This is a genomic window from Streptomyces sp. NPDC058864 (assembly GCF_042742985.1).
Taxonomy (GTDB): domain Bacteria; phylum Actinomycetota; class Actinomycetes; order Streptomycetales; family Streptomycetaceae; genus Actinacidiphila.
The window spans coordinates 1-12,611 of sequence record NZ_JBHYMQ010000038.1 but is presented as its reverse complement, the minus strand read 5'-3'; the positions used below and the strand labels follow the sequence as shown (position 1 = coordinate 12,611).

Sequence of the window (12,611 nt, the reverse complement as noted above, 5' to 3'; positions counted from 1 at the left end):
AAAACGCACCCGCACACGACGTTCGGCCCGCAACTACGACGGCGCCGCACACAGGGAAACCGCTTCGCCCCGCAGGCGCGCACCGTGAGAATGGGCCCGTGCGGTATCTGATCCTCGGCGCCACGGAGGCGCGCGGCCCCGGCGGCGCCCCCGTGCCCCTGGGCAGCGGCAAGCGGCTCCGGGCACTGCTGGCCGCACTCGCGCTGCACGCCCCGCACGCGGTGTCCCCGGACGCCCTGATCGCCGAGGTGTGGGGCGGCGAGGGCGACGAGCCGCCCCAGGACGCCTCCGGCGCGCTGCAGGCGCTCGTGTCGAGGCTGCGCCGCGTCCTCGGGCCCCGGGACACGGACGGCGGCAGGGACACCATCGCCTCGGGCCCCGCCGGCTACCGCCTGCTCACGGCGACCCCGGACGATGTCGACCTCCACCTCTTCGAGCGCCTCGTGCGCGAAGGCAGTGCCGCCCTCGACGCCGGCGACCCCGCAAGCGCCGCGGAGACCCTGGAGGCCGCACTCGCGCTGTGGCGCGGCCCCGCGCTGGCGGACCTTCCGGACCGGGGTTCGGCCGCGGCCCGGGCGGAGGACCTGCGGCTGACCGCGACGTACCGCCGCATCGAGGCGGGCCTCGCCCTGGACCGCGCCGCCGAACTGCTCCCGCAGCTGCGTGGTCTGGTCGCCGAGCACCCGCTGCACGAGCCGTTCCGTGCGCAGTTGATACGGGCGCTGCGTGCGACGGGCCGTCCGGCCGACGCCCTGGCCGCGTACGAGGACACCCGCCTGGCCCTCGCCGACCGCCTCGGCACCGACCCGGGCCCCGAACTCAAGGTCCTGCACGCGCAGCTGCTCTCCACCGGACCGCAAACGCAGGCAGCCGCCCCCGCCGTCCCGCCCCGCACCGGAAACCTGCGGGCCCGCCTCACCAGCTTCGTCGGCCGCGAGGCCGAACTCCGCACGCTGCGCGCGAGCCTGACCGACGGCACGCACCGCCTGCTGACGCTGACCGGCCCCGGCGGCTCCGGCAAGACCCGGTTGTCGCAGGAGGCCGCGGCCGCGGTGACGGGCTCCGCGGCGTACCCGGACGGCGTGTGGCTGGCGGAGTTCGCCCCGCTGGACCGCCCCGCCGCGGTGCCGGACGCCGTGCTGAGCGCGATCGGCCGCCGTGACACGGCCGTGCTGGCCGCCGCCCGTGAGGTGCGCAGCGCGGGCCAGGAGGCCGACCCGGCCGCGCGGCTCCTGGAGCACTGCGCGCAGCGCCGCATGCTGCTGGTGCTCGACAACTGCGAGCACGTCATCGACGCCGCGGCGGCGCTCACCGACCAACTGCTCGCCGCCTGCCCCGGGGTGACCGTGCTCGCCACGAGCCGCGAGCCGCTGGGCCTGCCGGGCGAGACGGTGCGCCCGGTGGAGCCGCTGCCGCTGCCGACCGCGCACCGGCTGTTCGTGGAGCGGGCGGCGGCCGTGCGTCCCGGCTTCGACGCGGACCGCGACCACACGGAGGCGGTGGACGAGATCTGCCGCCGTCTCGACGGGCTCCCGCTGGCCATCGAACTGGCCGCCGCGCGGCTGCGGGTGCTCACCCCGCGGCAGATCGCCGACCGCCTCGACGACCGCTTCCGGCTGCTGACCGGCGGCAGCCGCACCGCGCTGCCCCGCCAGCAGACGCTGCGCGCGGTCGTCGACTGGAGCTGGGACCTGCTCGGCGAGGCGGAACGCACGGCACTGCGCCGGCTGAGCGTCTTCGCCGGCGGCTGCACGCTGCAGGCGGCGGAGGCCGTGTGCGGGGAGGAGGCGCTGGAGCTGGTCGGTCAGCTCGTGGACAAGTCCCTGGTCGTCGTCGACCACGGCGCGCAGGAGGCGCGCTACCGGCTGCTGGAGACGATCCACGAGTACGCCGCCGAGCGCGCCGCGGGCGATCCCGCCGACCTGGCGGAGGCGGCCCGCCGGCACACCGCGTACTTCGCGGACTTCGCCCGCACCGCCGACGCCGCCTTGCGCGGCCCGGACCAGTTGGTCTGGGCGGCCCGCGTGGAGGCGGACCTGGACAACGTACGGGCCGTGCTGCGCCGGACGATCGACGCCGGGGACGAGGCCGAGGGGATCGAACTGGCCCTGGCCATGGGCTGGTTCTGGTGGCTGCGCAACTTCCGCGACGAGGCGCGGGAGTGGCTGGTCCGGCTCATCGGGCTCGCAGGACTCCCCGACGATCCCGGCGCCCCGGGCTTCTGGTCGCGCATGAACCTTCTGCTGCTCCACCTCTTCGTGGTCAGCGACACCATGCCCCGCGAGGAGATGCAGAGCCCTGAGATGCTGGCGCTGGCCTCGCGGATCGTCGAGGTGTACAGCGTGCCGGGCCCGCACTCGGCGCGTTTCCCCGGCATGCTGTGGCCGTTCTGCGACTACGTCGTGGGCCGCCACGAGGCGATCCGGGAGCACGCGGACACGATGGTGGCCACCTGCCGTGCGCACGGCGGCGCGTGGGAACTGGCGGCGGCGCTGATGTTCCGTACGCACATCACGATCGACCTCCCCGGCGGTCTCCCCCGGGCCGACGCGGACTGGCCGGAGCTGCTGGAACTCAGCGAACGGCTCGGGGACCGCTGGATGCGCGCCCAGGTCTGCGAGGCCGGTGCCGAGATGGCGCTGGCGTACGGCGACTACGCGGCGGCGTGGGCGGACCTGGAGGAGGCGCTGCGGCTCGGCGGTGAACTGGGCGCGCACGTGGAGGGCATCTTCGTCCGGTCCCGCATGGGGGAGGTGGCCCACCGCGAGGGCGACGACGCCCGCGCCGAGAAGCTGCTGCGCCAGGCCGCCGAGGAGGCCGAGCAGTACGGGGTGTGGGACGCCCGCGCCTACATCCGGACGCTGCTGGCGACGATCGTGCTGCGCCGGGGCGAGCTGCGGGAGGCCCGGGAGCTGGTCGACCTCGCGCACGGCGAGGGCCGTCTGGGCACGCCCCCACCGGACTTCGAGCTGCTCGTGGCGAGCCTTTCGGCCCGGGTGTCCGCCGCCGAGGGCGACACGGCCGGCGCCCTGGCCGGGCTCGCGGAGGCGCTGCGCGCGGGACTCGACGGCTTCTGCGCCGAACCGCGTCTGGCGGCGGTGGCCGAGTACGCCGCCGAGGTGCTGGTGGCCCTCGGCGATCCCGTGCGGGCCGCCCGGCTGCACGGTGCGGCCGACGGCCTGCGCGCGGGCCTGCCGCGCCCGGTCCCGGAGGCGGAGGGGGTGCGCGCCGCTGCGGCGGCGGCCCGCGCGGCCCTAGGGGACGAGCCGTACGAGCGGGCCCGCGCCGCGGGCCACGAGCTGGGCGGCGAGGGCGCCCACGCGCTGATCGCCGAAGCGATCGCCTAGGGGAATGGCCGCGGACGGGCTCCTCGTTGCATCCTTGAGGATTCAACGGACGTTTTCGGTGACGGAGAGAGCATGAAGGTCGAGATCTACAGCGACATCGCCTGCCCGTGGTGCTACGTCGGCAAGCGCCGTTTCGAGCGGGCCCTGGCCGCCTTCCCGCAGGCCGACCAGGTCGAGGTGGTCTACCGCCCCTTCCAGCTCGCCCCCGACAAGTCCGAGACCCCCGAGCAGCACCGGGCCTACCTCAACGAGCGCTACGGCCCGCAGTCCGCGGCGATGGACGCCCGGCTGGAGGAGCTCGGCCGCGCCGAGGGCCTGGCCTTCGACTTCGACCGCGCCATCGAGAACAACACCCTGCTCGCCCACCGCCTGCTGTGGCACGCCCTGAACGCCTACGGCGCCAAGGAGCAGGCCGCGCTCAAGGACCGGCTGCTCGTGGCGCACTTCGCCGAGGGCGCCGACGTCGGCGACCGCGACACCCTGGCCGCGCTCGCCGCCGAAGCCGGGCTGGACCGCGACCGCGCGGCCGCCTTCCTCGCCTCCGACGAGGGCCGCGCGGAGGTGCTGGCCGAGATCGACGACGCCCGCGGCATCGGCGTGAACGCCGTCCCGACCTTCGTCTTCGAGGGCAAGTGGGCCGTCCAGGGCGGCCAGGAGTCCTCGACCTTCCTGCGCGTGCTGGAGCAGGTCGCCCAGGAGACCGGCGCCGTGGCGGCCGCCCCCGCGGCGGCCGCCTGCGCCGACGACGCGTGCGAGGTCCCCGCCGGCTGAACCGGCGGGGACGGCGGCACGGCTCAGTCGCAGGTGATCCGCGACGCGGCCCAGTCCGCCACGTTCACGACGTGGAACCTGCGGGTCGGTTCGACCTTCAGCCGGATGGTGCGGTTGCCGGCGATCGGCACGTGGACCGGAACCCCGGGGTCACCGCCGCGCAGCACCTCGGAGCGCCACAGCCGCCCGTGGTCGCCGTGGACCGAGAAGCGCGCCGCGCCGAAGCCCAGCGCGACGTCGTCGATGCCGACGACGGCGTCGAAGGCGGTGCAGGAGCGGTTGAGGTCGATCGTGACGGTGGACGGGGCGCCGACCGTGACCCCGTCGGAGTAGCGCGTGCCGTCGATGCCGAGGCCCCAGCGCTGCCAGACCCAGTCGCCGAGCCGGATCGTGGGCCGGTCGGAGCGGCCGGCGAGGCCGTACCCGAGCCCGCTCAGCCGGTGGACGACCGGCTCGGGCACCGGGGTCGGCGTCGGGGTGGGCGTGGGCGTGGGCGGCTCCGCGGTACGGCTGGGGGTCGGCGTCGGCGTCGGTGTGGGCGCGGGCGCGGGCTCCTCGACGGGACGCGCCGGAGGCGTCGGGGTCGGAGCGGCGACCCGTACCGGTGCCCGGACGGACGGCGTCGGGCTCGGCGCGGGGGAGGGCCGCGACGGCGAGGGGGTGGGCGAATGCGGCGGCGCCGGTACAACGGGCGCGGCCGAGGGCCTGCTCTCCGCCTGGGGCCGGGGTGTGCTGTCGTCCCCGGTCAGGGCGATCGCGACGACGGCACCGGCGGCCGCGAGCGCCAGCCCCGCGGCGACGGCGATCTTCACCGGCGCGGCGGCCCCCTCGGCGGCCGCCGCACCACCGGCACCCGCCGCCGCGCCACCGCCCGATCCGCCGGAAGCGGCGGCCGCCGCGGCTCCCGCACCGGCCCCGGCCGCCGCACCGCCCGCGGCGACGCCCGCCGCCTTCGCCGCGTACGCGGCGCCGAACCAGCCGACGACCGCGACCGGCAGCAGCCCCTTGAGCGCCGCGTTCACGTCCGCCAGCTCCGCCGCCGCCAGGCGGCACTTGGCGCACTCCTCCAGGTGCTTGCGCAGCTCCCGGTCGGCCCGCATCCGCAGCCCGCCGCGGGCGTGCGCGCCCAGCCGGTCCGCGTAGCGGGCGCAGGCCCCCTCGGCGGTCAGCGAGGACGACACGTGCGCCTGCAGATAGGCCTGGCGCAGTCCCTCACGGGCCCGGTGCGCCAGGACGGCCGTCGCGTTGGCCGTCAGCCCGAGCAGCGGGGCGATCTTGCTCGGCGACTCCTCCTCGACCGCGGTGTGCCACAGCACCGCCTGCCAGCGCTCGGGGAGGGTACGGAAGGCCTGGATGGCCAGCGAGCGTTCGGCCTCCTGCATGGCGCGCACGTCCGCGGCCGGCTCCTGGGTGCCCTCGGCCGCCGCGGCGCCGGCCGACGTGACCGCGAACACCGCGAAGTCGTCGACCAGTTGCTCCCGCTTGGCGCTGCTGCCCCAGGACGCGGCCACCCGCCGCACCGTGGTGAGCAGGTAGGCGCGCACCGCGGCGTCCGGACCGCTGCCGCCGCGGATCGCCTGCAGCGTGCGGGCGAAGACCTCGCCGGTCAGGTCCTCCGCGGTGTGCCGGTCACGGCAGCAGCCGCGGGCGTAGCGCCGCACGGCCGCGGCGTGGCGCCGGTACAGCTCCTCGTACGCGCTGTCGTCGCCGCCGCGCACGCGGGCGACCAGGTCGGCGTCGGACAATTGCGCCCCGGGGGCGTCCGCGGCCTCGGGGAGGCGCTCCACGACCGGCTCCCGCTGCCCGGGTACGCGGCCGGACGGCGGGCCCCCACCGGAGTCCGCCCCCGCCTCCGCGGGCGGACCGGACTCCCCGTTTCCTTCATCCACGGGCGTAAGAGTGGCACACCCGTACCGCCGGACGACCTGTCAAGCACCAGAACCACCCGTCCGGGGAGTTTCACCCCCCGGACACGGCTCATCACCTGAACGGGTCAGCCTCACGCCCCCGGGCGGGACCGCAGTCCCTCCAGCAGGATGTCCAGCAACCGGGCCGAGGCGGCGGCCTGTTGGGCCGGATCCGGCAGCGACGGCGCCGCGGTGGCGATCACCAGCAGCACGTCGGCCACCGACACGTCCGCGCGCAGCTCACCGGCCGCCCTCGCCCGCTCCACCAGTTGCCCGACGACGTCCAGCAGCGTGGTGACCCCGGCGCCCGAGGCGATGTCGTCCGCCCCGCCGCGCTGCTGCGGCACCCGTGTCCCGTCGGCCGCGCCGGACGGCTGCACCTGCAGCACCTGCGGCGGCAGCAGCCGCCCGGCGCCGGAGGCCACCGAGGTGCGAAGGAAGCGGGACAGCGCCGACCACGCCTCCTCCTCCTGGCCCAGGGCCGAGCGCGCCTGCTCCGTCAGCCGTGCCGTCTCCTCCTCGGCTATGCGCCGCACCAGCACGTCCTTGCTGGGGAAGCGCCGGTAGACGGTGCCGACGCCCACCCGGGCCCGGCGTGCCACGTCCTCCATCGGCGCGCCGTACCCCAGCTCGCCGAAGACCTCGCGGGCGGCCCGCAGGACGTGCTCGAGGTTGCGCTGCGCGTCCACGCGCAGCGGGGACGTACGGGCCCCGCCGCCACCGCGCACGACGGGATCGGGATGGCCGCTGACGGTCGCGGTCATCGCCCACTGAGAGTCCTGGATATGCATATGTGTATCCCCCGGTTGATCGCGTCTCCCCCCGGAGACTCCCCACCCCATGATCGCCGGGAGGCGGCGGACGACGCCGCGCGAGCACCCCGGCGGGATACGAACATAGTTGAGCCCCGGTCAAGAATGAAGGGGGCACCCGGCCACGATCGGAGTACCCCGGCCGCCGAATCTCCTTCCCGGCACTTCACACCGGTCAGCAACCCGCCCGTGACCTGCCGGAGAACAGGATTCGGCCATTCATTGCCGTACGCCCTGTGGACAAACCCCGATGGCCCATTGCCTCATGGAACGATGGCAGCACTCAAGGGGCCGTCCGGCGCGGCAGATGAATCCGGGATCCCGCGCATCCTCGTCGTCGGCGGCGGTTATGTGGGCATGTACACCGCTTTGCGGCTGCAGCGCAGGCTGAAACACGACGAAGCGGAAATCGTCGTGGTCGAACCGCAGCCCTACATGACCTACCAGCCCTTCCTGCCCGAAGCGGCGGCCGGTTCCATCTCGCCCCGCCACGTCGTGGTGCCGCTGCGCCGGGTCCTGGACCGCTGCACGCTGGTCATCGGCGAGGCCCGGCGCATCGACCACGGCAAGCGGGTCGCCACGCTCACCACCCTCGCCACCGAGGAGGAGGGCTCCGCCGCGCTGGAGCTGCCGTACGACCACCTGGTGCTGGCACCCGGCTCGGTCTCCCGCACCCTGCCCATCCCGGGCCTCGCCGAGCACGGCATCGGCTTCAAGACCGTCGAGGAGGCCATCGGGCTGCGCAACCACGTCCTGGAACAGCTCGACATCGCCTCCTCCACCCGGGACGTCGAGGTCCGCGACGCGGCCCTGACCTTCGTCTTCGTCGGCGGCGGCTACGCGGGCGTGGAGGCCCTCGGCGAGCTGGAGGACATGGCCCGCTACGCCGTGCGCTACTACCACAACGTCGAGGCCGACGACCTGAGGTGGATCCTGGTCGAGGCCACCGACCGCATCCTCCCCGAGGTCGGCGAGGAGATGGGCCGGTACGCCGTCCGCGAGCTGCGCGGCCGCAACGTCGACATCCGCCTCAGCACCCGGCTGGAGTCCTGCGAGAACCGCGTCGCCGTCCTGGACGACGGCTCCCGCGTGCCCACCCGCACCCTGGTGTGGACGGCCGGCGTCAAACCGCACCCCGTGCTCTCCCGCACCGACCTGCCGCTCAACGGACGTGGCCGGATCAGGTGCACGGCGGACCTGCGGATCGCCGGCACCGAGGGCGCCTGGGCCGCCGGTGACGCCGCCGCCGTCCCGGACGTCACCTCCGACGACCCCGAGGCGCTCTGCGCGCCCAACGCCCAGCACGCCCTGCGGCAGGCCCGCATCCTCGCCGACAACATCGTCGCGAGCCTGCGCGGCGAGGCGCTGACCGACTACCGTCACGAGTACGCGGGCTCGGTCGCCTCGCTCGGCCTCCACAAGGGCGTGGCGCAGGTCTACGGGCGCAAACTCAAGGGCTATCCCGCCTGGTTCATGCACCGCGCGTACCACCTCAGCCGGATGCCCACCTTCAACCGCAAGGCGCGCATCCTGGCCGAATGGGTCCTGTCCGGGCTCTTCAAACGGGAGATCGTCTCGCTCGGCTCGCTGGAGAACCCCCGCGCCGAGTTCGAGCTCGCCGCGGAGACCGGACGCAAGCCCGACGCGCCCTGACCGCCAGTGCGGATGCGGTGGCCGATTCCCCCGGAGCGGCGGGTCGGCCACACTGGACCCGTGACCAAGCGTGCGCCAGCACCTGCAAAGAGTGACAAATACGAGGAATCGGACGTTTGAACCTCACGCGTTGGAGCGCCCGGCTCCCCGGAACACAACGACGCAATGCCCAGGCGGCGGCCGCCGGTGCCGAACCCCCGTCCGGCGGAGCGGTCCCCGCGGCGCGCGGCGAGGCCGCCGAGCACCCGGACGCGCCGGCGCACACCCTCGACGCCCTCCCCGTACGCGAGGTGCTGGGCCGGCTGCCCGCCCTCATCGCGGTCACGCACGGGCCCACCCACCACCTCGGCTACGTCAACGAGGCCTGGACCGAGGTCTTCGGCACCCGCACGCCCGGGGAGCCCGCCCGCGAGTCCCTCCCGGAGCTCGCCGAACTCGGCCTGCTCCCCCTCATGGACCAGGTCTTCCGCAGCGGCAAACCCCGCACCGTCAAGGCCCGCAAGGTCGCCACCGCCACTCGTCAGGGCTACTTCACCCTCACCTGCAGCCCCGTTCCGGTGAAGGACGGCGGCGACACCGGCGGCGTCCTGGTCTTCGCCACCGACGTCACCGACCAGGTCCAGTCCGCCGAACGCCTCCGCGAGAGCGAGCGCCGCCTCCACGCGACCGCCGTCACCCTCCAGCGCAGCCTGCTCCCCCAGGAGCTCGAACAGCCCGACGACCTGCGCGTCGCCGCCACCTACCAGCCCGGCGGCACCGACGCCGCCGTCGGCGGCGACTGGTACGACGTCATCACCCTGGGCGCCGGCCGCACCGCCCTCGTCATCGGCGACGTCATGGGCCGCGGCGTGCGCGCCGCCGCCGTCATGGGCCAGCTCCGCACCGCGGTCCGCGCCTACGCGCGCCTGGACCTGCCCCCGCACGAGGTCATCCAGCTCCTCGACGGCCTGGCCGCCGAGATCGACGCCACCCAGATCGCCACCTGCGTCTACGCCGTCCACGACCCCAGCGAGGGACGGCTGTCCTACGCCTCCGCCGGCCACCTGCCGATCGTCGTCCGCGACGCCGACGGCACCGTCCGCCGCGCCGACGAACCCACCGGCCCGCCGCTCGGCACCGGCGGCTGGGTCCACACCTCCGGCTCCGTCCCCCTCGGGCCGGGCGCCACCGCCGTGCTCTACACCGACGGCCTCATCGAGCGCCGGGGCGAGGACATCGACGAGGGCGTCTCCGCCCTGATGAACGCCGTCGCGGGCGCCACCGGCAGTCCCCAGGTCATCTGCGACCGCCTGCTGCGCGCCCTCGGCGTCACCTCCGAGCACGCCGACGACGTCGCCGTGCTCGTCATGCAGTACCCGCAGCGCGAGGGCAACGACTCCGAGCTGTTCCGCAACGCCTCCCTGGAACTCCTCGGCGGCATCGAGGCGGCCCCCCGCGCCCGCGCCTTCGCGCAGGGCGTGCTGACCTCCTGGCGCTTCCCGGTCGAACTCGTCGACCTCGGCGTCCTCGCCGCCAGCGAACTGGTCGCCAACTCGCTCCAGCACGGCGTCCCGCCCATGCGGCTGCGCCTGCGGCGCACCGACCGGCGCCTGATCATCGAGGTCACCGACGGCGACGACCACCTGCCGCGGCGGCGCCGCGCCGAACCGGCCGACGAGGCCGGCCGGGGCATCTCCATCATCGCCACCATCGCCTCCGCCTGGGGATCCCGGCGGACCCCCGGCGGCGGCAAGGCGGTGTGGTGCGAGTTCGCGCTCCCCACCTGACGGAGGATCACGCCGCCAGCACGGGCTCCCGCATCGGCGCGTCCTGTCCGACCGTGAGCCGCCGGCCCAGCCGCACCGACAGCACGCTGACCGCCAGCGAGCACGCGACCAGCATCACGATGTACTCGCCGTACATCCCGCTGCCCGCCATGAGACCGCCGACCGCCGGCCCCACGGCCAGCGCCAGCTGCTTCACCAGCGCGAACGCCGAGTTGTACTGGCCGACCATGCGCTCCGGCGCCATGTCCGCCACCAGCGGCGCGACCGTGGGCGACAGCATCGCCTCGCCGAGCCCGAACAGCGCGTACGTGCCGATCAGCATCGCCGTCGCGACCCCGTGCGCCGAGCCCATCAGCCCGGACAGCCCGGCGACCACCCACGCCAGGGCCCACAGCAGACCGACCGCCGCGATCACCCGGCTGCGCCGCCGCCGCTCCACCGGCCGCAGGACGAGGAACTGCGCCACCACGATCGCCGCGGTGTTCGCCGCGAGGGCGATGCCCAGCGTCGCCGGCGACACCTTGGTCACCTCGACCGCGTACGCCGACAGTCCCGACTCGAACTGCCCGTAGCAGGCGAAGAACAGCACCCCGCCCAGCACGCACAGCTGCACCATCGCCCGGTCGGCGAACAGCGCTCGCCAGCCCCCGGCCGCCTTCTCGGTCGGTGCCGCCTCCATGTGCGCCGCCTTGGGCAGCCGTACGGAAGCCACGACGAGACCGAGCACGACGAACATCGCGGCCTCGATCGAGAACAGCAACGTGAAGGAGCCCGGACGCGAGGTGTCGACCAGCAGCCCGCCCAGCAGTCCGCCGACCCCCAGACCGAGATTGCTCAGGAAGAACTGCGTCGCGAAGGCCCGCGAGCGCGTCCTCGGCGTGGAGCACCACACGATGAGCGTGGCCAGCGCCGGCTGCATCACGGCGATGCCGGCGCCCATCACCGCGGACGCGGCGATCACCAGGGGCGCGCTCGACACGAGCCCGAAGCCCATGGCGCCCACCGCCGCCGCGAACGCACCGACCAGCAGCACGGGCAGTGGGCCGCTCCGGTCGATCGTCCGACCGGTGAACGGCAGCACGGCGAGCGCGGCGACGGCGAAGGCGGACAGCACGACACCCGCCGTGCCCGCCCCCAGGTCCCGGACCTGTGCCACGTAGACGAACAGGAACGGAACGGTGAAGCCGTTGCCGAACGCGCTCAGCGCGTTCCCCAGCTGGATCCGGCGCAGCGCGGCGCCCATCGCGGTGGTCACACTCACCCCTTAGGTCAGTAGTCCTTGAACTTGAAGACTTCAACTTTAAACTTCGAAGCTAAACAGTACATGCCGGAAGTCTTTAGGGCCAATGAGTTTCGTGGGACACTCCTGCCATGACGAGCGCAGCCGACGGCCCTGCCGGCACCCCGCAGGAGCTGGACCTCGACGAACAGATCGCGATCTACCAGCGCGAGTACCCCGAGGTGGACCCCCAGGTCGAGAAGATCGTCACGGCCCTGGGCAGGCTCAACCGCCGCATGAACGTGGGCTACAGCCGGCACCTGTCGGCCGTGGGCATCACCAGTGCCGAATGGGAGGTCCTCAAGGCCCTTGTGGTCGTGGGCCGTCCGTACCGCCTCGGCCCCGGCGACCTGGCCAAGCGGCTCGGCCTCACCCCCGCCGCCATGACCCACCGGATCGACCGCATGGTCTCGGAAGGTCTGGTCACCCGGGAGCGCGACGAGAGCAACCGCGTCCGTGTCATCGTCGAGCTCACCGACCTCGGCCGCAGCAAGTGGCTGGAGACGATGCGCATGGCGTCCGTCTTCGAGGCGGACCTCCTCCAGGACCTCGCCACCGACGAACGCAACGGCCTCGGCGACCTGCTGACCCGTCTCCTCCGCCGCGTCGAGGCCGACCAGCCCGACGCCGGTGGCCGCTTGAAGGACCTCGACTGACCCCGCTGCCCTGGTTTGACAGACGTACGGGGGATCCGTAATGTTCTCCGAGTTGCCCGCCGGTGAACACCGACTTCGGTCGGCCCCGGGCAGCCATCCCGCAGGACCCACTTCGATGAACGGCCATGTGCCGTCTCGTTCGTGTGTGCGTTTTTCGGAATGAGGATCGAAGGAATTGCTCGATTGGCATCGGGCGCCGCCGATCCGCTAACGTTTCACCAGTCGGAACGGCCCAACAGCCGGGATGACAAGCCCCGCTGACTGGGGATCAGCCCGGAAACGGTCTGATAGAGTCGGAAAAGCCGGAAAGCGAAAGCCGAACGGCAAACCCCCTCCAGAGGGTGGCAGAGAAGGAAATCGGATCTGCTAAGCTGGAGACAACGAAGGGAAAGCCCGGAGGGGCCGGTGAAACGGTCTCGA

General features: G+C 73.9%; 8 protein-coding genes. 5 read left to right on the top strand and 3 right to left on the bottom strand.

Translation table 11 applies throughout. The features are described 5' to 3' along the window. Positions 1-98: 98 nt before the first annotated feature. Together ACFW3D_RS25665 and ACFW3D_RS25660 are read left to right on the top strand one after the other, a co-directional pair. Positions 99-3,347 (top strand): AfsR/SARP family transcriptional regulator, encoded by a 3,249-nt coding sequence (locus ACFW3D_RS25665; protein WP_500507493.1) that lies wholly within the window; start codon positions 99-101, stop codon positions 3,345-3,347. 72 nt (positions 3,348-3,419) lie between these two features. After that, positions 3,420-4,118: a DsbA family oxidoreductase gene (locus ACFW3D_RS25660; RefSeq protein ID WP_500507491.1), complete on the top strand. Its 699-nt coding sequence runs from the start codon at positions 3,420-3,422 to the stop codon at positions 4,116-4,118. A 23-nt stretch (positions 4,119-4,141) separates the two neighbouring features. On the opposite strand, the gene ACFW3D_RS25655 is transcribed toward ACFW3D_RS25660, so the two are convergent. Both ACFW3D_RS25655 and ACFW3D_RS25650 read right to left on the bottom strand, forming a co-directional pair. After that, positions 4,142-6,007 (bottom strand): sigma-70 family RNA polymerase sigma factor, encoded by a 1,866-nt coding sequence (locus tag ACFW3D_RS25655; RefSeq protein ID WP_500507489.1) that lies wholly within the window; start codon positions 6,005-6,007, stop codon positions 4,142-4,144. A gap of 110 nt (positions 6,008-6,117) precedes the next feature. Beyond that, positions 6,118-6,816 carry a TetR/AcrR family transcriptional regulator gene (locus tag ACFW3D_RS25650; protein WP_500507487.1) on the bottom strand — a complete coding sequence of 233 codons (699 nt, stop codon included), beginning with the start codon at positions 6,814-6,816 and terminating at the stop codon, positions 6,118-6,120. Positions 6,817-7,110: 294 nt separating this feature from the next. Here ACFW3D_RS25650 and ACFW3D_RS25645 point away from each other — a divergent pair, with 294 nt between their 5' ends. Both ACFW3D_RS25645 and ACFW3D_RS25640 read left to right on the top strand, forming a co-directional pair. Continuing rightward, complete coding sequence (locus tag ACFW3D_RS25645; protein WP_500507485.1) at positions 7,111-8,490, top strand: NAD(P)/FAD-dependent oxidoreductase; 1,380 nt, start codon at positions 7,111-7,113, stop codon at positions 8,488-8,490. A gap of 116 nt (positions 8,491-8,606) precedes the next feature. Then, a complete protein-coding gene (locus ACFW3D_RS25640) occupies positions 8,607-10,256 on the top strand; it encodes an ATP-binding SpoIIE family protein phosphatase (RefSeq protein ID WP_500507483.1) in 1,650 nt (549 codons plus the stop codon). 7 nt (positions 10,257-10,263) lie between these two features. On the opposite strand, the gene ACFW3D_RS25635 is transcribed toward ACFW3D_RS25640, so the two are convergent. Next, a complete protein-coding gene (locus ACFW3D_RS25635; protein WP_500507481.1) occupies positions 10,264-11,511 on the bottom strand; it encodes an MFS transporter in 1,248 nt (415 codons plus the stop codon). Between the two features lie 116 nt (positions 11,512-11,627). On the opposite strand from ACFW3D_RS25635, the gene ACFW3D_RS25630 reads away from it, so the two are divergent. Continuing rightward, entirely contained in the window at positions 11,628-12,191 is a 564-nt protein-coding gene (locus ACFW3D_RS25630) for a MarR family winged helix-turn-helix transcriptional regulator (RefSeq protein WP_500507479.1), read from the top strand. Positions 12,192-12,611 lie beyond the last annotated feature (420 nt).

Bases quoted from the DNA above. Each gene is read 5' to 3' on its own strand.
- ACFW3D_RS25630 (WP_500507479.1), top strand. From the start codon at position 11,628: ATGACGAGCGCAGCCGACGGCCCTGCCGGCACCCCGCAGGAGCTGGAC.
- ACFW3D_RS25660 (WP_500507491.1), top strand. From the start codon at position 3,420: ATGAAGGTCGAGATCTACAGCGACATCGCCTGCCCGTGGTGCTACGTC.
- ACFW3D_RS25645 (WP_500507485.1), top strand. From the start codon at position 7,111: ATGGCAGCACTCAAGGGGCCGTCCGGCGCGGCAGATGAATCCGGGATC.
- ACFW3D_RS25650 (WP_500507487.1), bottom strand. From the start codon at position 6,816: ATGCATATCCAGGACTCTCAGTGGGCGATGACCGCGACCGTCAGCGGC.